This window comes from Aliiglaciecola sp. 3_MG-2023 (assembly GCF_030548205.1).
Lineage (GTDB): Bacteria > Pseudomonadota > Gammaproteobacteria > Enterobacterales > Alteromonadaceae > Aliiglaciecola.
The window spans coordinates 147,817-168,028 of record NZ_JAUORV010000006.1; the positions used below are offsets into that span (position 1 = coordinate 147,817).

The following is a 20,212-nucleotide window of genomic DNA, read 5'->3' on the forward strand; positions in this document are numbered from 1 at the left end:
TTACAACCAGCATTAAGTCATCTGATATCGACTTTTTGAAACATGTAAAAATACAAAAAAGTGACAATATGATTGTCACTTTTTTTGTTTTACCGCCATTCAAATTGTTCATTATTAGTTAAATATAATTTCACTAATTTACTGAACTGCTAGCTTTCACCCTTATTTATCTTCCTTATCACCTAAATATACAAAAAATTGCTGATCAAACATAGCCTGATGCTAGCTATAAAGGTCTGATTTCGTGTAGAATTACCGGTTCTTTTTTAAAGTACACTTATCAGGTTTGTGAAGATAGGCCTTTAATTTATTAAGTAAAATTCCAATCCGAGGAAGCTATGGATCTCGACGCCATAATTGAACAGGCACAAATTAAAATTAACGATGCACAAGATGCGGCCACTTTAGACGCTGTGAGAGTAGAGTTTATGGGTAAAAAAGGTCATATGACTGATTTACTCAAAGGACTCGGAAAGTTATCTGCTGAAGAGCGTCCTATTGCCGGACAAAAGATAAACTTAGCGAAGCAAAAAATCCAAGGGCTTATTTCAGTTCGTGGTGAATATTTGCGAGATGCTGAGCTCAACGCAAAACTAGCTGGTGAAACCATTGATGTTACCTTACCCGGCAGAACGGAAAACTTAGGTGGATTACACCCCGTAAGTCGTACTATTCGTCGAATTGAAAGCTTCTTTGGAGAGCTTGGTTTTACAGTGAAATCTGGACCAGAAGTAGAAGATGGTTTTCATAATTTTGACGCATTGAATATACCGGCTAATCACCCGGCTCGAGCTGATCACGATACCTTTTATTTCAATCCTGATGTGATGCTTCGTACGCAAACATCAGGTGTGCAAATTCGCACTATGGAAGTTGAGAAGCCGCCACTGCGAATAATCTCTCCAGGTCGCGTATACCGAAATGACTATGACCAAACCCATACGCCTATGTTTCATCAGGTTGAAGGCTTGATGGTTGATAAAAATGTCAGTTTTGCTGAGTTAAAAGGCGTTTTACATGACTTTTTAAATAACTTCTTTGAGGCTGACTTGCAAGTTCGTTTCCGTCCATCTTACTTTCCATTTACAGAGCCTTCTGCTGAAGTGGATGTGATGGGACAAAACGGCAAATGGTTGGAAGTGTTAGGGTGCGGTATGGTTCATCCAAATGTCTTAAGAGCAGTCAATATTGACCCAGAAGAATATACTGGATTTGCCTTTGGAATGGGGGTAGAGCGTCTAACCATGTTACGTTATGGTGTGAACGATCTCCGAGCCTTTTTTGAGAACGATCTTCGTTTTCTTAAGCAGTTTAATTAAGAGTATTCGAACAAATGAAATTCAGTGAAAAGTGGTTGAGAGAATGGGTTAACCCAGCGGTATCAACGGAACAATTGTCAGAACAGCTGAGTATGGCCGGCTTGGAAGTTGATGGACTTGAACCCGTAGCAGGCGAGTTTTCAGGTGTTCTAGTGGGCGAGGTTGTCGAGTGTGGGCAACACCCCAATGCAGATAAATTACGTGTAACTAAAATTAATATCGGTCAAGACGAGTTAATTGATATTGTTTGCGGTGCGCCAAACTGTCGTCAGGGTATCAAGGTTGCCGTAGCAACGGTTGGCGCTGTGCTGCCGGGGAACTTTAAAATTAAAAAAGCCAAATTACGCGGTGAGCCTTCCTTTGGCATGTTGTGTAGTTTTTCTGAACTGGGCATTAGTGAAGATCATGATGGTATTATTGAACTACCGAGTGACGCACCTATTGGCCAAGATATCCGTGACTACCTAGCATTAGATGACGTTACTATCGAGGTGGATTTAACCCCTAATCGTGCGGACTGCTTAGGAATTAGAGGTGTTGCGCGAGAAGTGGGTGTTTTGAATCAGGTAGAAGTGACAACACCGAAGATTGAAAGTGTTGAGTGTCAAATTGACGATACTCGTGACATCCAACTTGCTGCTCCAGATGCTTGTCCAAGATACTTAGGACGAGTGATTAAAGATATTAATGTTAATGCGTCATCGCCGTTGTGGATGCAAGAAAAACTTAGACGAAGCGGTATTCGTAGCATTGATCCTGTGGTAGACGTAACCAATTACGTGTTACTCGAACTGGGTCATCCAATGCATGCATTTGATTTGGATAAATTAGATGGTGACATCATTGTCCGTTTTGCAAATGAAAAAGAAACCTTAACCCTTCTAGATGGTAATGAAACGACTTTGAAAACCAATACATTGGTCATAGCCGATCAACGTAAAGCCTTAGCTATGGCGGGTATTTTTGGTGGTTTACAATCAGGTGTTACTGCTGAATCCAAACACATATTTTTAGAAAGTGCGTTTTTTGCGCCAGATGCAATTATGGGTAAGGCCCGTCAATATGGTTTACATACTGATGCATCCCATCGTTATGAACGTGGCGTTGACCCACAATTACAACGCGTGGCAATGGAGCGGGCAACCCAACTTCTTGTTGAGATTGTTGGTGGTAAAGCTGGCCCTATTACTGAGTCAGTTAGTCAAGAACATCTACCAGCAGAAAAGACCATCGAATTACGCGCTGCTCGTCTTACTCGTATCCTTGGGATCCATGTTGAAGACTCGAAAGTAACAGATATCCTTATGCGCTTAGGGTTAGAGGTTAATTTTTCTAACAATAAGTGGAGTGTTGTTGTTCCTGCGTATCGTTTCGACATCAGCATTGAAGAAGATTTGATTGAAGAGATTGCCAGAGTATACGGATACAACAGTATTCCAACCATAGCGCCTACGGCGAAGTTAAAAATGTCAGTCCATAAGGAACAAAACCTTAGTGTAGACAGACTAAAACAAACATTGGTTGAGCGTGATTATCAAGAAGCCATTACGTATTCGTTTGTGGATCCTAAGGTACAAAGTGCTTTATTTCCTGACATGATTGGCATGCAACTGCCACATCCAATTTCTTCGGACATGTCTGCGATGCGAGTTAGTTTATGGACAGGATTATTACAGTCGGTGTCCTATAATCAAAAACGCCAACAAAGTCGCGTTAGATTGTTTGAGACGGGGTTGCGATTTGTACCAGATAGCAGTGAAAAAACCGGTGTAAGGCAAGAAGTCGTGATCGGTGGTGTTATCTGCGGTAACCGCAACAATGAACATTGGAATGTGGAAGATCGCGCCGTTGACTTTTACGATATTAAAGCAGATGTAGAAGCGCTATTACAGACCACAGCGAATCTTTCTGAGTTTAGTTTTAAGGCTGCTGAACACTCAGCTCTTCATCCTGGTCAAAGTGCGCAAATATATCGTGGCCAAGAATTGGTTGGCTATGTGGGAGCTGTTCACCCAAAATTCACTAAAATTTTGGGCCTAAACGGTAAAACCTACGTATTTGAACTTGATTTTAATGCAATCGGCGGTAAAAAATTGCCTATAGCACAAGAAATTTCAAAATTTCCTGCTAATAGACGTGACATTGCCATCGTTGTAGAGGAAGATAAAGTTGTAGGTGAGATAATTTCTTACATCGAAAAATTTGGCGGAAATCAACTAGTTGGCCTAAACTTATTCGATGTGTACAAAGGTAAGGGAATAGAGGCCGGTTATAAAAGCTTGGCAATCTCTCTTATTTTACAGGACCAAACAAGAACGCTTGAAGAAAATGACATTCAAGCGGTAGTTGAAGATATTCTGTCCCAGTTAGCAGAAAAGTTCGGGGCATCATTGAGGGAATGACTTTATGGCGTTAACCAAAGCTGAAATGGCTGAACATTTATTCGAAAAATTGGGTATTAATAAGCGGGATGCTAAAGATCTTGTTGAATCATTTTTTGAGGAAGTCCGAGAGGCACTTGAAGACGGAGAGCAAGTAAAATTATCCGGCTTCGGCAACTTTGATTTACGTGAAAAAAATGAGCGTCCAGGTAGAAACCCTAAAACTGGAGAAGATATTCCCATTAAAGCACGCAGAGTTGTGACCTTTAGACCAGGTCAAAAACTAAAAAGCCGTGTTGAAAATACGGAACCTTCAGACTCCTAGAGCAAACTGGTCACACCCTTAACGCCATAAGGGTGTGAAACCTAACAAGTAAATTTCATTGTCGCTGACTTCTAATCAGGAAGTTGACTGAACCCGCTCATTAAACAGAAATAGTAATATCCATGTCTAAAAATCTTATACTGATTGCCGTCGTAATTGTTGCAGCTATTATTGCGTTGACACAATTGAACCATTTCAAATTGGATTTAGATTCAACGACTGACACAACGCAAGGGCAATCGGAAAAACAGCCAAGTTCAATTAAACAATACTCATACAATGATATTTTGAATAATGATGAGTTCAAACAAAGTATGCAGCAAGCCGTTGAAAATAACGATTTGGAACTTGCTAAATCATTACAAAAAAGAGCCATTGAAATAGCTGAAGCAGCCAACTTGCCCGATACCGAAATGTCGCTAATATCAGGGGATAATGGACTGAGGTTTATGCAATTTTTAGCCAGTAGACAACTTTTTGTAGATAAATTCCAGAAATACTACCTTAGTTTCAAAGATATTCAGCAGTTAAAACGTGATTATCCTGAAGCACAAGATTTGTTTGAGCGTTCTGATCAACTGATTGACAAAAGAGACAAACAAATTCAGGCATTAGCAGAGCAACTTGCGCAAGAAAGTGGTGAAGAGGTTGAGATGTATGTGCAGTTGGCGAAGGAACAATGGCAAGAGCGTCAGTCAAAGATCCCTTAAAAGCAGATATTAAAACCAAAATTATTAGAATATAGCGCTATCACTAACGAATTAGTGAGGCTGTTTAATCCTCAAATCTCCAAACTTTTTCTTTTTCCCAGCTTGTGATCCAATTTGGTATTTTACTCGCCAACATAGGTTTAGCGATTCCATATCCTTGGGCCAATTCACAACCTAGATCTAATAGCGCTTTACCATGAGCAATGGTTTCCACACCTTCTGCGATTACTTTACGCTGGAAAGCATTGGCTAGGCTTACCACACCTTGAACAATGGCTAAGTCATCATTATCTTCCAACATATCACGCACAAAGCTCTGATCTATCTTAATTAGATATGCGGGTAAACGTTTGAGATAGGTTAATGAAGAGTAACCAGTGCCAAAGTCGTCAATGGCAAATCGAACTCCTAGCTCTTGGCATTGGATCATTGTTGTTGAGACAAGGCCAGTATCGTGCAAAGCACTGGTTTCAAGTATCTCTAGTTCTAAACGGTTTGGATTGACTTTAGGGTGGGCGCTTAATAGCGTCGCTAAACGAGAGGTAAAATTACTTTGCTGTAATTGATAAGCACTAATGTTAACACTAATGGGCACATCTAAAGCTATTTTTTGCCATTGGTGTAGTTGAGACAACGCATTTTCAATAACCCATTCGCCCACCTTTAAACTGATGCTGTGACCTTCTATCAGGGGTAAAAATTCTAACGGTGGTATCAGAGTATTGTCACTACGTTGCCAACGTATAAGTGCTTCAGCGCCAATAACCTTGCCTGTTCGCATGTTAATTTTGGGCTGGTAGTGCAATAGGAATTCATTATTGTCTAAGGCGAGTTGTATATTCTCTATACTTTCACGTTGAGTATTAATGGCCATATCATGGGCAATATCAAACTGGTGATAGCGATTTTTACCGGCTTGTTTAGCCATATACATAGCTTGATCTGCATGTCGAATGAGTTGATCGGCATCTACATTGTCATGGGGATAAAGCGTCACGCCAATACTGGCTGAAACTTGCATTAACGCATCACCGACTTTGACGGGATCTGACGCTGCCTTTAATAACCGTTTTAACACCAGCTCAGTATCTTCAAATTGGTGTAAATCAACCATTACGGCAATAAATTCATCGCCGCCAATGCGTGCCAGAGTATCTCCTTCACGAAGGGCGTCCTTCATGCGTTGTGATACAGCTATGAGCAGTTCATCTCCTACATTATGCCCATAGGTATCATTGACGCTCTTGAAGCCATCTAAATCCATAAATGCAACGGCTAACGACTGATTGCGTCGCTCACACTGCATTGTTGCTTGTTTTAACCTATCTGCTAACAATACTCGATTAGGTAGGTTTGTTAAGGCATCATAGTGGGCTATGCGCTCAAGTTGTCCTTGATATGTTTTCATCGGCGTAATATCTGTGGACAATGAAACATAATGCAGAATTTCACCTGCGGCATTCTTTACCGCACTGATGGTGACTAATTCTGGATATATTTCGCCATTTTTACGCTGACTCCAAATTTCGCCGCGCCAATGACCGTGGGTCTTGACGGTATTCCACACTTCTTTATAAAAATCTGCGGGGTGACGATCGGAGCGAAAAATACTCGGGTCTTGGCCTTGAACATCTTGGAGTGAATATCCAGTTATCTGCGTAAAGGTATCGTTGATTTCAATAATTTTTACATTGGAATCGGTAATCATGATGCCTTCTTGGGCATGGGTAAATACGCTTGCCGCGCGTTCGAGTTTTTCTTCGGCTTGTTTTTTTTCTATGGCAATACTGGCCAAATTTGCAGTTTGTTCGATTAGCAACAGATCTGCGCTAGTCGGTCGGTGGGATTTTTGGTGATAGATTGCAAATGTCCCAAGCACATTCCCATTAGTGGAACGTATTGGCTCTGACCAACATGCACCTACGTCAGCCGCTTTTGCGAGTTCTTTATATGGGGCCCAGTAAGGGTGGCTCTCAATATCATCTACAATCACCCGTTTATTTGTAAACGCTGCCGTTCCACAAGATCCGACGCCAATACCAATCTCTATGCCGTTAAGTGCGTCATTATAGAATTGGGGTAAGCTGCTAGCGGTGCCAACAACTAAATGTTTTTGCGATTCGTCAAGTAATAAAATGCTACATAGCATTTTTGGATTTTCTTGTTCTACTACCCGAACTATGGCGTTCAAAATGTCATTTAAAGGCTTGCCCCGGGAAATCAGTTCCAACACATGACGACCCGACTTTACCCGCATCTCCGCCTGTTTGCGTTGGCTAATGTCGTGAATGATACCGACTAAAAAATGTTTTCCATGGGAGTCGGTAAAGCGGTTTTTTTTGGTCAGTATGGTTTTTTCTTCGTTTCCTTCTACGGTCAATGTTTCTTCACATAGAATTTCTTTTCCTGTTTTTAACACCTCTTTGTCAATGGTTAAAAAATGCGCTCGTTCTTTAGCCGTGACTCTTTCTTCAAGTGTTTTGCCTAATACTTCTTTTCTTGTCAGCCCGAAGAGCTTACAAAATGCATCGTTTACAAGTAACAATCTGCATTCTTGGTCTTTAACAAAGAGTGGGTCGCCTGTGATATTGAAAGCAGCATTAAAGTACTTTTCAATTTCTCTTGGTTTTTCAAAAAATTGATGCAACGGAGGAGCATTTTTAGGCTTATTCGATGTCATGATACAAACTCCCAGTCAGATAATGTTTAGCAAAAGATATAGACTAATGCGGCTGACCTTTGTGACGATTTAACATTTTTGGTTCTGATACGCATCAACCTCGAATGCTATTATATTTTCCTTGGAATTAATGTTAATTATACATTGGTTATAGACAACTAGCATAAAGTTTACGAAATAAAGATTATCCCATCGAAAATTATGCTGGCCTTTGAGTGAAAATCTATTGCTAAGTAACTCGATGGCGTAAGTTGAGTATTATTAAAGAATGATTGATTGCTAATTAGCGTTAATTTTAGTTGGTTTATAAAGATTCATTAAGCTAGCTCTTAATACTAAGCCAGGCTAGGGTGAAAATAAGAAAATACATTCCGCCGATCACACATAGCATATTCTGCTGTTACTTTTATGAAGGCATTGTGTCTAAAGTGCTTTGATTGAATAGCAATATGCGAATGCATTACTTAGAAAAACAGAAAAACAGAAAAACAGAAAAACAGAAAAACAGAAAAACAGAAAAACAGAAAATCGAGAATGGTGAATTTAACTTTCGTTATGTTATTCATTCTTATATAGTTTTATTTATATCATCAATTTGCTTAAGAGGCCCCAATGGGACCAATAATGCTAGATGTCGAAGGGTACGAAATCAGTCCCGAGGAAAAAGACATCTTAGATCATCCACTAGTTGGCGGAATCATCTTATTTTCGCGAAATTATCACGATCAATTACAACTGAAAGCCTTGGTTACTGAATTACGCAAAAATGCCCGTAATGATGTGTTAATTGCCGTTGATCATGAGGGCGGCCGGGTACAACGTTTCCGCGACGGATTTAGTGCGATTCCAGCCATGGGCAGCTTATGTAGCAAAGATGAAAATCTCACCGAAAGGATTTTAGCCCAGTCTACAACCTTTGGTTGGCTGATGGCAGCAGAATTACTCGCCTTTGATATTGACATGAGTTTTGCACCAGTGTTGGATATACACGGTATATCGGACGTTGTTGGCGACCGCAGCTTTCATCAAAATTCTCAACATGTGATCTCTCTTGCTGGCGCGTTTATACAAGGCATGCACAACGCCGGTATGAAGTGCACAGGCAAGCACTTCCCAGGTCATGGGAATGTAAAAGAAGACTCCCATGTGGCAATGCCGGTAGATAGTCGTAGCAAAGAAGAAATATTTCAACTAGATATGACGATTTTTGACAAGCTAAATCAACAAGGCTTGTTAGATGCAGTGATGCCTGCTCATGTTATTTATCCTGATGTTGATTCCTTACCCGCAGGTTTTTCGCCTACTTGGGTTGGTCAAATTTTACGTAAACAACTAGGATTTAACGGTGTGGTTTTTACTGATGATCTGTCGATGCAAGGGGCAGTGCAATTGGGCTCAATTGTAGAGCGTGTCAAAACCGGTTTAAATGCTGGCTGTGATATGGCATTGGTTTGCAATAGTCCCAAAGATGCTGCTCAGGCTATCGATGGTTTACCCAGTGATTATACCTCTACGGGACGCGCAAAAAGCATGCGCAAGGGGCAGGTTTTAGATTTCCAACAATTACGAAAGACCGATAAATATCAACAGGCACTAAAAACACTAGGCGAATTTTGTGAAGCTTAATTATCCGGTTATTTGTATTGCATTTGTGATTTCTGCTGCGGTTTATACAGGTTTATATTTATTTTTGCAGCAAGATCACCTTATTGCCATTACCGCTTCTATCACCTTGTTCATTGCCACATTATGGGTATCAGAAGCCTTGCCCATTCCGGTAACCTCACTAATCCCATTTTTCGCCTTTCCAATGGCGGGAGTGATTACCCATAAAGAAGCCGCATCAGCACTTGGCAGCCATGTGATCTTGCTATTGATGGGGGCCTTTATGTTGTCAAAATCGTTGGAGCGCTCTAATGTCCACAGTCGATTAGCATTGTATATGATAAGAATGACGGGAAGCCAAAGTCCCAGACGTTTAGTGTTAGGTTTTATGTTAACCGCCGCTCTTTTGAGTATGTGGATTTCTAATACAGCGACAACCTTGATGTTGCTGCCCATAGTTTTGGCTATTGTTCCCCACATAAAACAGCAAAAGATCGTTGTTGCTTTGTTGCTGGGAATCGCTTACTCAGCAAGTTTAGGCGGGGTAGGTACACCAATAGGAACTCCGCCAAATATTATTTTCATGAGCGTTTATGAAGAAGTTCAGGGGCATGAAATTGATTTTTTACAGTGGATGAAGACAGGTGTGCCCGTTGTCATTATTGCGATTCCCCTAATGGCAATCTGGCTAACCCGTGGCTTAAAAACCATGGAAGATTGTCATTTACCGAAAGTTGGACGTTGGCAAATAGCGGAAAAACGCGTATTGATTGTCTTTTCCTTTGTCGCGTTAGCGTGGGTATTAAGACCTTATTGGACAAGCTGGTTAAATATGCCTTTTGTTGGCGATAGCACCATTGCACTATTAGGGGTAGTGCTAATGTTTCTAGTGCCAAATGGAAACTTAACAAAATACGGTAAAAAGGAAACTCTTTTGGATTGGCCTACTGCCAACGATATTCCCTGGGGAATGTTACTGCTATTTGCCGGAGGTATTTGCATCGCTAAGGCATTTAGCGCTTCTGGTTTGAGTGAGGTAATGGGAGGGTGGTTAAATGGATTGTCAGCGCTTCCTGTCCCTATATTAGTTTTGTCAATTTGCCTTTTTGTGACCTTTCTTACGGAGATAACATCCAATACCGCAACCGCGACTTTGTTGATGCCCATTTTAGCTACAGCAGGCATCGCTGCAGGTGTTGATCCTGCGCTCTTAATGATGCCAGCAGCAATGAGTGCCAGTTGTGCCTTTATGCTACCGGTAGCCACCGCGCCAAACGCCATCGTTTATGGCACGGGTAAATTCAGTATTCAAACCATGGCCAGAGAAGGGTTTATGCTAAACATCATTGCCGCTTTAGTTATCACTGGTGTCAGTGTTGTGACTTTCTAAGTAAATTGAAACGCTATCTAGGAAACCTTTGTTTCTTCGACGACGTAGTGATGGTTAATCGCTCTGGCCAATACAAATAAGTAATCTGACAATCTATTTAAGTATTGTAAACAAATATCAGGTACTGGATAGTTTGTCAGTAAAGCCACCAAGCGTCTTTCTGCTCTTCTGGCTACAGTTCGACAAACTTGCGCTTGTGCAGCAATAGGATGACCGCCGGGTAAGATAAAGTGGGTTTGTGGCGCTAATTGAGCCTGTAAAGTATCGATATGGGTTTCAATGGTTGTAAGGGCGCTATCGTTTAAAGCCGCATTGTCTGACATGGCAAACCCGATTTGAAACAAGTTTTTTTGAATATCCGTTAATAATTCAGTCTCAGCGCTGATCACCGGACAAAGACTATTGCTTATTAACAGGCCTACATTGGCATTCAGTTCATCTAAGCTTCCATAGCACTCTAAAACATCATCGTTTTTAGGCAAACGAACGACTTTATCCGCATAAATTTGGGTTTTACCTGTATCGCCTGTTTTTGTATAAATTTTCAAATTAATTGCTCTTTAATTTTAATGGTTATCAAATGAAGCAGGTAAATCATAACGTCTGATTTGGATAATCATGCCGAACAACGGATGATCAAAATAATGCACTTGCTTGCTGATCACGCGGCGTAATTGCTTAAATGGGTAGCTTTGTAATCGGTCAGGTTGGGGTAAAGATTGTTGTACCTGATTTGCTGCAGCGTCTTCTCTGAGATACGCCGGGGAGTCAAAAACCGGTGCTCTGAAATCAATATCACTATCGATATGCAGGTATGGTGTACGCTGAATATAGCGCAAAAAGACTTTCACTGTGCCATCTAATTCCCAAATATCATTACTATTTAGCGCTGCATCGTCAGAGGATACTTGGTTTTCATTGAGCACATCTAAGGCTGGCAATTTAAATTCAAAATTGTCATCTTCTAAAGCCAATTTAATGTGTTCAATTAAGTCCGTTTGTTGTTCTTGTGGTGCCAGCTCAATTGCAGTTAAACCAGATGAAGTGATGCCTTCGCTCTGATCAACTGACAACCTGTCTGCCAAGTTAGTCAGTGGTGAATTATTGCTATCTTCTGTCAGCCTTAAACCCGTTAAGGCATCGTATTCTTGACCATAGTTTTTGCCTGCAAATAAGTGCAGTGCTAAGGCGTCATCTTGGCCGAAAACAGTTTGCTGTCGCCAGCCCATATGAAGAATGGTTGATAACCCTCTTTGTCGATTAATGTCTCTTGCCAGCTCATTTAATTCAAAGCTATCAGATGAAAGTAATTGGGTTGCATGTAGCGCCGGATCTTCAACATGACTTATTACGCTGGGGACTTTTTCAATGAAAGGTTTTAGGGGCTTTTCACCTTCTATTCGACATAAAAGATTGTCTGGTAATCTGACGGGTTCTAACGGCAAATCAAGTTGCCAGATATCTAGATAAGCCAACGAGTCTGTTGGATTTTCATTTTTGTCTTTCTTAATAAATTGCTCTTTATCAAATGCTACAAAGTTACCAAAGCTGTCGTTGAGTATGATTTCAGAACTGATAGTTTGTTGCTGTGAGGGTTTTGAAAAACACAATGGAAGCCCAACGAATACCTGTTCTAAATCAGGATATAGGTAGTCATGTAAGTTTTCAAAACCGACAGGGGGAGTAATAGTGCTTATCTTGTCAGGAAATTTTTCGACAATAGAAGATGGGTCGATATTGCGTTTGTAGACAATCACTTCCACATCAAACCACCACTGCTTTTCTTGACTGCTGGCAACACCGCTAATTGACAAAAATAGCCCAGCTAACATGGCTTTAGGGATGTACGCCTGACTTAATCTAAAACATTTTTGAGAACAGAACACTGCTAATCTACCTTTCATGCTGCTTTTACCTGACGGCTAAAATCATTCAGTAAGTTTTCGATAACGTCTATTCGGCTTTGAGCTGAATCATTGTTAATGATGACTTTTAATTTATCTGGACCTTCTAATTTAAACTTATTAGGTTTCGTTTGAATCATACGGATAATATAGCCAGGTTCAATTTTAGTGGCGTCTGAAAATTCAATTACAGCACCTTTAATTGTTGCATCTATTTTATTTATTCCCACTGATTTAGCTTGAAGTTTTAATTCCGCGACTCTAACTAAATTCTTAGCAGCATCGGGCAATAAACCGAATCGATCAATCAATTCAATTTGAAATTCTTTTATTTCGGTTAAATTGGAACATCCTGCCAGCTTTTTATACAAAGATAATCGCGTGTTTACATCCCCAATATAATCTTCAGGTAACAATGCGGGTATGCGCAGTTCAATTTCAGTTTGTGCTGACAGAGCATCATCTAAAGAGGGTTCTTTACCAGCTTTTAGGGCTTCTACAGCTTGTTCCAACATATCCATATACAAAGAAAAACCAACGGTAGCGATTTGTCCAGATTGATCGTCACCTAACAATTCTCCTGCACCGCGAATTTCTAGATCGTGTGTGGCTAACGCAAATCCTGCACCCAAATCTTCCAGGTTAGCAATGGCATCTAAGCGTTTTTGTGCATCCTTGGTCATTCGCTTGGGTGGCGGAGTGAGCAAATACGCGTAAGCTTGGTGATGGGAACGACCCACACGACCGCGTAATTGGTGCAACTGAGCCAAGCCTAAATGATCAGCTCTATCCATAATTATGGTATTCGCTGATGGCACATCTATGCCAGTTTCAATGATTGTTGTACATACCAACACATTAAAGCGTTGGTGATAAAATTCGCTCATCACTCGCTCTAGTTCACGTTCTCGCATCTGTCCATGTCCAACGGCAATGCGCGCCTCGGGGACAATCTCAGCAATTTCAGCTGCGGTTTTTTCAATGGTATCCACTTCATTGTGAAGAAAATAAACCTGTCCACCGCGCAATATTTCCCGCATTATTGCTTCCCGAAGAAGCTCTTTACTGCGTTGATGAACAAAGGTTTTAATCGCCAAACGTTTAGCTGGAGCTGTGGCAATAATGGATAAATCACGCATCCCGCTGAGTGCCATATTCAAGGTTCTGGGTATTGGCGTTGCAGTGAGTGTTAAAATATCCACATCAGAGCGCAAGGCTTTAAATTTTTCTTTTTGACGCACGCCAAATCGATGTTCTTCGTCAATAATAACCAAACCTAAATCATTAAACTTCAAATCATCCTGCAATAATTTGTGGGTACCAACAATAATATCCACTTTGCCATTGCCAATACCTTCGATCACTTGCTTTTGTTCTTTCCCTGTAACGAAACGCGATAACACTTCTATTCGAAAAGGGCAGTTCGCAAATCGATCTTTGAAGTTCTCAAAATGTTGCTGTGCGAGCAAAGTAGTGGGCACAAGTATGGCAACTTGTTTACCTTGATTCGCTGCCAGAAAAGCCGCGCGCATAGCTACTTCTGTTTTACCAAAACCAACATCACCACAAACCAATCTATCCATGGCATTCGGGCTGCCCATATCTTGAATGACTGCATTGATGGCTTGTAACTGATCGTCTGTTTCTTCAAATGGAAAACTATCGGCGAAAGCTTGGTATTCTGGCCAGTCAATTTTATAGGCAAATCCGGGTTTAGCTGCTCTTTTGGCGTACACATCTAATAATTGCGCTGCTACATCGCGGACTTTTTCCGCTGCTTTTTGGCGCGCTTTGCTCCAAGCATCTGAGCCGAGGTTATGCAAGGGAGCGTGATCTAAATCGCCGCCACTGTATCGACTGATTAAATGTAATGAAGCAACAGGTACATAGAGCTTCGCTTCTTTAGCATATTCGATGGTCAGATATTCAGTGGTTAACCCCCCGGCATCTAGGGTTTGCAAACCTAAGAAGCGTCCCACACCATGTTCTAAATGGACAACGGGCTGGCCTTGTGTCAGTTCAGCAAGATTACGTATGATTGCACTTTCATCGGTAGCCTGACGTTTTTCTCGTAAGCGCCGTTGACTTACCTTATGGCCTAGCAGCTGGGTTTCGGTGATAAATGCCAACTCGCCATCAGCCTCTAAAAGCTGGAAACTGTTCTCTGCCAAACCAATGGCTATACCAATAGGTTCGTGGCTAGCTAAGAAATCATGAATGTTTTCAAACGCTTTAACTTGAATTTGCGCTTTATGTAAAATCTCTAAAAGACTTTCTCGCCGCCCTTGAGATTCCGCACAAAACAGTACTTTTTGACCTTTGTTCTGCCAGTTTTTAACGGATTCTTTTATACTCGTCCATGGCACTTTATTTTGATGCTTAATGGCTATTTCGCCAATATCATCCGTGGCTAGATTGATTCTGCCTGCCTTTTCTTCCAATTTTTGGCTAGATAAATTGATTCGAGGCCATTGTTTAAACCCCGAAAATAGCTCTTCATAACGTTGGAATATTTGTTGCGGTGGCAATAGCGGACGATCAGGGTTGTAACGGTGTTGTTCATAACGTTCATTTAAATCTGCCCAGTAAAAATCACATGCCGAAGATAAATCACCATAGGTCATGAGTAAGGTGTTAGGGTGCAGATAATCAAACAAAGTCGCTGTGTCATCAAAAAACAAGGGTAAATAGTATTCAATACCACCTGGCATGAGTCCTTTGCCCACTTGGTAGTATATTGAATTTTTACTGTTATTGGCGTCAAAAGCATTGACGTAGTTTTCACGAAAGCGTTTTATGGCTTCTTTGTCCGTTGGAAACTCTCTGGCTGGTAATAAATTAATACCTTCAACTTTGTCACCAGAGCGTTGATTGTCTGGATCGAAGTGACGAATTGAATCAACTTCATCATCGAACATGTCAATTCGAAACGGTTGATTGCTACCCATTGGGAATAAATCAATAATGCTACCGCGAATGCTGAATTCACCATGCCCCATGACCTGATTTACGTGTTGATACCCCGATTTGTTTAAACTGAGTCTAAACTCATCTATATCTAAGGTTTGCCCAGTTTTTAAAATCAACAAGTAACGCCCCAAAAAGTCTACGGGGGGCATTCTGAGTAATAAGGTGTTTACTGGCACAATAAAAATGCAGCGTTTATTCTGGGTCAGCTCAAATAAGGTTTCTAAGCGTTGGGAGATAATATCCTGATGGGGTGAAAAGTTATCATACGGTAAGGTTTCCCAATCGGGTAACAACTTTACTTCTAACTCGTCGTCGCCGGCACCGGCGAGAAAAAAATGCAGTTCTTTTTCCAGTTTTAATGCCGTTGGGGTGTCTGCAGTAACCAATAGAGTGGAACCAGGATTACGTTTAGCGCCATTAGCAATTGCCAATGATAAACTACTACCATGCATATTGCCCCAGTGCACAATATTGCCGGATTTTTTAGGTAACTCAGGGGTAAAAATACTTATTGTCATTAATTTGAATCATTGTTTTGTTGTTTCGAGCGGGCGCGAAGTTGCAGTGTCTGCAAATGTAAACTGGCTCTAACTAGCAGTTCTTGGTCTTCTTCGCGAATTCGCCTAAAGAGTAAATAAATATGGTAATCGTCACCATTAGGTTCAGCTTTGATGACTTCTGAATAACAATAAACAGCAGCGGACTCTTCAGTTAAAAATACTTTGAGTTCTACAACTGTGCCTTCAGCCAAGGGGGCATCTCGTTTTAATATAATGCCTCCACCGCCAAATTCCACTGACATATATCGATGTTTTGGATCATCTTGTTGCTGCAGAATATAAGACATCATCAAATCTATTTTTTTATTTTGATGATTGAGAAAATCAGTGAGATCTTTGGCATGTTCACTCAGATTACGTAACGGCCTAATAGCTTGCGAGTCTACATTTGATACTTCTGCAGCAATTTTAAATGCATAGGGCATTTGACTCACTAAATCTTCTAAATTGGGAAGTTGAAAATCATCACTGACAGGGGTCATATTCACGCTGAGTTGATGTTTTATGGTAAAAAACTCATGAAACTGAGCCATTTTTTGTTCCAAACTAAGTGGATCCATGTATTCCCCATTTGATTCGATTTTAACGACTTTGTTTTGATAAATTTAGTTATCTATTAAATTACTTCAATTTAACCCCATAGTCGCTGTAAGTCTTTGATTATAGTTTACCAAATTGAGATAACTTTGTTTCTTGTTTAGCTGATCTCAAACACGTATTATGCCAGTTTATGGTTCACAATGAACAGCCAAAGGCTAAATATTGTGTTCAATATGTTGGTTTAATTGATTTCCAAAAAGGCTAGATACCCAAATATGTCTTATCCTGTATCCACCTTTATCGGCTTTAGATACGCAAGAGCCAGTAAAAGTAGTCATTTTATTGCCTTTATTAATTTGTTCTCTGTGGTCGGTATTGCGTTAGGACTCATTGCCCTGATCACCGTTTCATCCGTTATGAACGGATTTGAATTGCAATTGAAAAGTAGAATGTTAGGCATTACGCCTCATATAGTCGTTGATACTCGTCAAGCTACACCTGACAAAATCACTCAGTTGGCGGAAATTGAAGGGGTAGAAGGGGTTTCCGCTATTATTGAAAGTGAAGGGATTGTGCAATCTCGCCGGGGTATCCAAGGCGTGCAAATACATGGTGTTTCAGCAGATTTTATGCAGCAACATTCTATCGTTGCTGAGAATATGATTTTTGGGCAGTTTGGGCAACTAAAGGCCGGGCAATACAATATAATATTGGGCCGAGCGCTGGCCAGTAAGCTCAGTATCCGTCCTGGTGACCAAGTGCGCATAATATCAGCTGGTGCTAGTTCTTATTCTCCCATGGGCAGAATGCCCAGCCAGCGCTTGTTCACAGTAGTGGGATTATTCGATTTAGCATCCCAGTTAGACGATAAAGTGGTGTACATTGATATCCAAGATAATGCCAAATTATTGCGTAAATCGGCAGACAAGTTACAACAAACCCGATTATTTTTAGAAGACGCTTTTCAATACCAAAAAGTTGAACAGCAAATCGATCTACCCACTGTGGATTGGCGAGTGCGACAAGGCCCTTTATTCGACGCGGTAAAAATGGAAAAAAACATGATGTCGTTGATGTTACTACTCATCATTGCTGTAGCTGCGTTTAACATTGTTTCGGCATTAGTAATGGTGGTCACTGAGAAACAAGGCGATATTGCGATTTTACGTACTCAGGGAATGCGCGGCAGCAGCATCATTGTTATCTTTTTAATCAATGGTCTATATAACGGCATTAAAGGAACGGTGATTGGTCTGATCTTGGGCATTTTACTGGTCACCCAGTTAAATACGATTTTAACGGTTTTAGGGATACCAATTGCGGTAGGAGATGGACAGGGTTTGCCTGTTGATATTCGTTGGCAGCAAATTGTTTCTCTGGTAATACTGTCCATAGGTTTGTGTTTTATTGCAACCCTTTATCCAGCGTACAAAGCGTTAAAGGTGCAACCTGCTGAAGCATTAAAATACGAGTAGGGGATAAATTGGCTAGGATTTCTCAACACTTTATCCAATGCTTTCGCTATAATTGTCAACAGACAGAAAAATCCTACTCAAAAAACAACAGGTTTTAGCCAAAACCGTTTTTGAGTCTTTGTAAATTAAGGTTAATTAATGCAAAAAACGTATATAACTGCACAAAAATTGTTGGAAGATTCTTTTCGTTTAGCGGCAAAAGTTTATCAAGACGGATTTCGTCCGCAATTTATTGTCGGTATTTGGCGTGGGGGAGCTCCCATTGGTATTGCAGTGCAAGAATATTTTGATTATAAAAAAGTAGAAACTGATCATATTGCAGTACGTACTTCTTCGTATTATGGGATTGATAAACAGTCTAAAGAAATCAAAGTACACGGCCTACATTATTTAATTGAAAATGCCAACGCAAGCGATGGGTTATTGATTGTAGATGATGTGTTTGATTCAGGACGTAGCGTAAATGCACTCATTGAACAAATTAAAAAGCTTTCAAGACTGAATATGCCCGGAGACATCCGAGTCGCCTGCCCGTATTACAAACCAGAGAATAATAAAACTGAAATGGTGCCAGATTATTTCATCCATGAAAGTGATGAGTGGTTGGTTTTCCCCCATGAAATTTCAGGTTTAACGCCGGATGAAATTATTGAAGGTAAAACGGATCTAAAAAACGTTCACGATATTTTGTTTGACGAGTAAGTCACAAATTTGTTGAACAAAGGGCGGCATTATCCGCCCTTTTTTAGTTTTTGGATTCACTTGCCATGTAAGTAGTATTTATCGTAAAAAGTGTACACCCACGTAGGCTTGTAGATGACCAATATAGTCATGGTCCAGCCGTTGAGCATACCTTCAGACATCAGCAATAAAGGTATTAACAGCAAGTAAGAGTTGTACAGTGTGTCGGCGTCATAAATACCATCCACATAATAATAACCAGCCATTAGCAGCATTTTTACTGCGATCATCGCGGCACCTGCGAAAAACGAACAGACAAACACATACACAAAAAAGTGTCTGGGAAATTTGTGAAAGGAAAAGTTGTAAATCAAATAACTGGTTACGATGGGAATGCTGATCCCCAAAACACCATTAATCCCGAACATGTGCCAACTGTCATAACCCGCTACGGTAGACACAATGAGGGTGCAAAACCCGGCTAATAGTGCCCAGCGTAAGCCCAGCAATAGTGTCATTGCGGTAAGCCACAAAAAATGAACATCCAGTCCAGGCTCCACGCCAACTCGGAAAAGCCATAAACCAAAAACGGACACTGACGAGCCAAGGACTAAATGTTGTAGCTTTTTGTTTTGCTTAAATTGGGCGAAAGATACCCGTGTTAATACAAATCCAATGCCGAGTACATAAATAAGCCAAGCTGCACTTTGAAGTATGGTTAAATCAAACATTTAAAACTCGTAGGTTGCCCAAATTGGCGCGTGATCTGAAGGCTTTTCAATTCCTCTAAGCTCATAATCAATGCCTGCTTCTAAGAGCTTTTCATGGAGTTTAGGGGTGGCCAAAATTAAATCTATGCGTAATCCTCGATTGTCATTGAATCCCTTAGAACGATAGTCAAACCAGCTGTATTGTTCGCCACCAGCAGGATTTAATGTTCTAAAACCATCTTCGAATCCCCAATCAAATAACGTATTTAGCCATTCACGTTCTTCTGGCAAAAAGCTACACTTTTTCGTTCTTAACCAACGTTTACGGTTCTCTTCACCTATGCCAATATCCAGATCTGTGTGGGATATATTCACATCGCCCATTACGATGACATTTTCATCAGGAGTATGGTTTGCGTTTAAATACCCCATTAAATCTTTATAAAATTTACGTTTCGCTGGGTATTTCGTCTCATGGGTTTGATTTTCACCCTGGGGGAAGTAACCATTTAAAACGCTTACTTTCTCGCCATTGGGCAATGGATAAGTCACCATGATCATTCGTCGTTGGGCATCTTCTTCATCGCTAGGAAAACCATACTGCACGTTAATAGGCTTTTCTTTGCAAAGCATCGCCACACCATAATGACCTTTTTGCCCATGGAAATAAACGTGGTAACCCATTGCAGTGACATCTTCCACAGGAAATTGGTCGTTATGTACCTTGATTTCTTGCAGTCCTATGACATCGGGTTGATGTTTTTCGATAAGTGCCTGCAATTGATGCAATCTGGCTCGAATACCGTTTATATTAAAGGAAATAAATTTCATGTTTCTACCATCGACTAAAATTTGCCGATGATTCTAACAAACAAAGCTACTGAGTTGAAAATAAAGATAGTCAGCGGTTTTGAAAACGGGGTTATTTGTGATTGCTGGAACTGGTTTAAACGCGCTAACAT

At 40.7% G+C, this 20,212-nt stretch carries 15 protein-coding genes; 8 read left to right on the top strand and 7 right to left on the bottom strand.

What is annotated here, in order from left to right; translation table 11 throughout:
* Nucleotides 1–338 precede the first annotated feature (338 nt).
* From pheS to Q4574_RS08690, 4 genes are all read left to right on the top strand, one after another.
* Nucleotides 339–1,319, top strand: coding sequence for a phenylalanine--tRNA ligase subunit alpha (gene pheS / locus Q4574_RS08675; RefSeq protein WP_216047295.1), 981 nt, complete (start codon nt 339–341; stop codon nt 1,317–1,319).
* 14 nt (nt 1,320–1,333) lie between these two features.
* Nucleotides 1,334–3,721 (top strand): phenylalanine--tRNA ligase subunit beta, encoded by a 2,388-nt coding sequence (pheT, locus tag Q4574_RS08680; RefSeq protein ID WP_303473623.1) that lies wholly within the window; start codon nt 1,334–1,336, stop codon nt 3,719–3,721.
* A gap of 4 nt (nt 3,722–3,725) precedes the next feature.
* Complete coding sequence (locus tag Q4574_RS08685) at nt 3,726–4,025, top strand: integration host factor subunit alpha (RefSeq protein ID WP_303473625.1); 300 nt, start codon at nt 3,726–3,728, stop codon at nt 4,023–4,025.
* 122 nt (nt 4,026–4,147) lie between these two features.
* A complete protein-coding gene (locus tag Q4574_RS08690) occupies nt 4,148–4,735 on the top strand; it encodes a hypothetical protein (protein ID WP_303473627.1) in 588 nt (195 codons plus the stop codon).
* Nucleotides 4,736–4,799: 64 nt separating this feature from the next.
* Here the strand turns inward: Q4574_RS08690 and Q4574_RS08695 are convergent, their stop codons facing one another.
* On the bottom strand, nt 4,800–7,415 hold the full coding sequence (locus Q4574_RS08695) for an EAL domain-containing protein (protein ID WP_303473629.1): 2,616 nt from the start codon (nt 7,413–7,415) through the stop codon (nt 4,800–4,802).
* Nucleotides 7,416–8,027: 612 nt separating this feature from the next.
* On the opposite strand from Q4574_RS08695, the gene nagZ reads away from it, so the two are divergent.
* Nucleotides 8,028–9,041, top strand: a complete 1,014-nt coding sequence (gene nagZ, locus Q4574_RS08700) for a beta-N-acetylhexosaminidase (RefSeq protein ID WP_303473632.1) — start codon at nt 8,028–8,030, stop codon at nt 9,039–9,041.
* Nucleotides 9,031–10,410 carry an SLC13 family permease gene (locus tag Q4574_RS08705; protein WP_303473634.1) on the top strand — a complete coding sequence of 460 codons (1,380 nt, stop codon included), beginning with the start codon at nt 9,031–9,033 and terminating at the stop codon, nt 10,408–10,410. Before nagZ ends, Q4574_RS08705 begins: the two co-directional genes overlap by 11 nt.
* Nucleotides 10,411–10,427: 17 nt before the next feature.
* Here Q4574_RS08705 and Q4574_RS08710 read toward each other — a convergent pair whose 3' ends face one another.
* The 4 genes from Q4574_RS08710 to Q4574_RS08725 are packed head-to-tail and all read right to left on the bottom strand — an operon-like array spanning nt 10,428 to nt 16,404.
* Nucleotides 10,428–10,958, bottom strand: coding sequence for a cob(I)yrinic acid a,c-diamide adenosyltransferase (locus Q4574_RS08710; protein WP_303473636.1), 531 nt, complete (start codon nt 10,956–10,958; stop codon nt 10,428–10,430).
* A gap of 18 nt (nt 10,959–10,976) precedes the next feature.
* Nucleotides 10,977–12,314 (bottom strand): CsiV family protein, encoded by a 1,338-nt coding sequence (locus tag Q4574_RS08715; RefSeq protein ID WP_303473638.1) that lies wholly within the window; start codon nt 12,312–12,314, stop codon nt 10,977–10,979.
* Nucleotides 12,311–15,802 carry a transcription-repair coupling factor gene (gene mfd / locus Q4574_RS08720; protein WP_303473640.1) on the bottom strand — a complete coding sequence of 1,164 codons (3,492 nt, stop codon included), beginning with the start codon at nt 15,800–15,802 and terminating at the stop codon, nt 12,311–12,313. Before mfd ends, Q4574_RS08715 begins: the two co-directional genes overlap by 4 nt.
* Nucleotides 15,802–16,404: a PilZ domain-containing protein gene (locus tag Q4574_RS08725; protein WP_303473642.1), complete on the bottom strand. Its 603-nt coding sequence runs from the start codon at nt 16,402–16,404 to the stop codon at nt 15,802–15,804. Before Q4574_RS08725 ends, mfd begins: the two co-directional genes overlap by 1 nt.
* A gap of 255 nt (nt 16,405–16,659) precedes the next feature.
* On the opposite strand from Q4574_RS08725, the gene Q4574_RS08730 reads away from it, so the two are divergent.
* Together Q4574_RS08730 and Q4574_RS08735 are read left to right on the top strand one after the other, a co-directional pair.
* A complete protein-coding gene (locus Q4574_RS08730; RefSeq protein WP_303473644.1) occupies nt 16,660–17,859 on the top strand; it encodes a lipoprotein-releasing ABC transporter permease subunit in 1,200 nt (399 codons plus the stop codon).
* 138 nt (nt 17,860–17,997) lie between these two features.
* Complete coding sequence (locus Q4574_RS08735; RefSeq protein ID WP_303473646.1) at nt 17,998–18,561, top strand: phosphoribosyltransferase; 564 nt, start codon at nt 17,998–18,000, stop codon at nt 18,559–18,561.
* A gap of 56 nt (nt 18,562–18,617) precedes the next feature.
* On the opposite strand, the gene Q4574_RS08740 is transcribed toward Q4574_RS08735, so the two are convergent.
* A complete protein-coding gene (locus Q4574_RS08740) occupies nt 18,618–19,271 on the bottom strand; it encodes an energy-coupling factor ABC transporter permease (protein WP_303473649.1) in 654 nt (217 codons plus the stop codon).
* Entirely contained in the window at nt 19,272–20,081 is an 810-nt protein-coding gene (xthA, locus tag Q4574_RS08745; protein ID WP_303473651.1) for an exodeoxyribonuclease III, read from the bottom strand.
* Nucleotides 20,082–20,212: the final 131 nt, after the last annotated feature.

What these genes read in the sequence shown, in the direction of transcription:
- Q4574_RS08715 (WP_303473638.1), bottom strand. Translation starts at nt 12,314, where the DNA reads ATGAAAGGTAGATTAGCAGTGTTCTGTTCTCAAAAATGTTTTAGATTA.
- pheS (WP_216047295.1), top strand. Translation starts at nt 339, where the DNA reads ATGGATCTCGACGCCATAATTGAACAGGCACAAATTAAAATTAACGAT.
- pheT (WP_303473623.1), top strand. Translation starts at nt 1,334, where the DNA reads ATGAAATTCAGTGAAAAGTGGTTGAGAGAATGGGTTAACCCAGCGGTA.
- Q4574_RS08685 (WP_303473625.1), top strand. Translation starts at nt 3,726, where the DNA reads ATGGCGTTAACCAAAGCTGAAATGGCTGAACATTTATTCGAAAAATTG.
- Q4574_RS08740 (WP_303473649.1), bottom strand. Translation starts at nt 19,271, where the DNA reads ATGTTTGATTTAACCATACTTCAAAGTGCAGCTTGGCTTATTTATGTA.
- xthA (WP_303473651.1), bottom strand. Translation starts at nt 20,081, where the DNA reads ATGAAATTTATTTCCTTTAATATAAACGGTATTCGAGCCAGATTGCAT.
- mfd (WP_303473640.1), bottom strand. Translation starts at nt 15,802, where the DNA reads ATGACAATAAGTATTTTTACCCCTGAGTTACCTAAAAAATCCGGCAAT.
- Q4574_RS08690 (WP_303473627.1), top strand. Translation starts at nt 4,148, where the DNA reads ATGTCTAAAAATCTTATACTGATTGCCGTCGTAATTGTTGCAGCTATT.
- Q4574_RS08695 (WP_303473629.1), bottom strand. Translation starts at nt 7,415, where the DNA reads ATGACATCGAATAAGCCTAAAAATGCTCCTCCGTTGCATCAATTTTTT.
- nagZ (WP_303473632.1), top strand. Translation starts at nt 8,028, where the DNA reads ATGGGACCAATAATGCTAGATGTCGAAGGGTACGAAATCAGTCCCGAG.
- Q4574_RS08730 (WP_303473644.1), top strand. Translation starts at nt 16,660, where the DNA reads ATGTCTTATCCTGTATCCACCTTTATCGGCTTTAGATACGCAAGAGCC.
- Q4574_RS08735 (WP_303473646.1), top strand. Translation starts at nt 17,998, where the DNA reads ATGCAAAAAACGTATATAACTGCACAAAAATTGTTGGAAGATTCTTTT.
- Q4574_RS08725 (WP_303473642.1), bottom strand. Translation starts at nt 16,404, where the DNA reads ATGGATCCACTTAGTTTGGAACAAAAAATGGCTCAGTTTCATGAGTTT.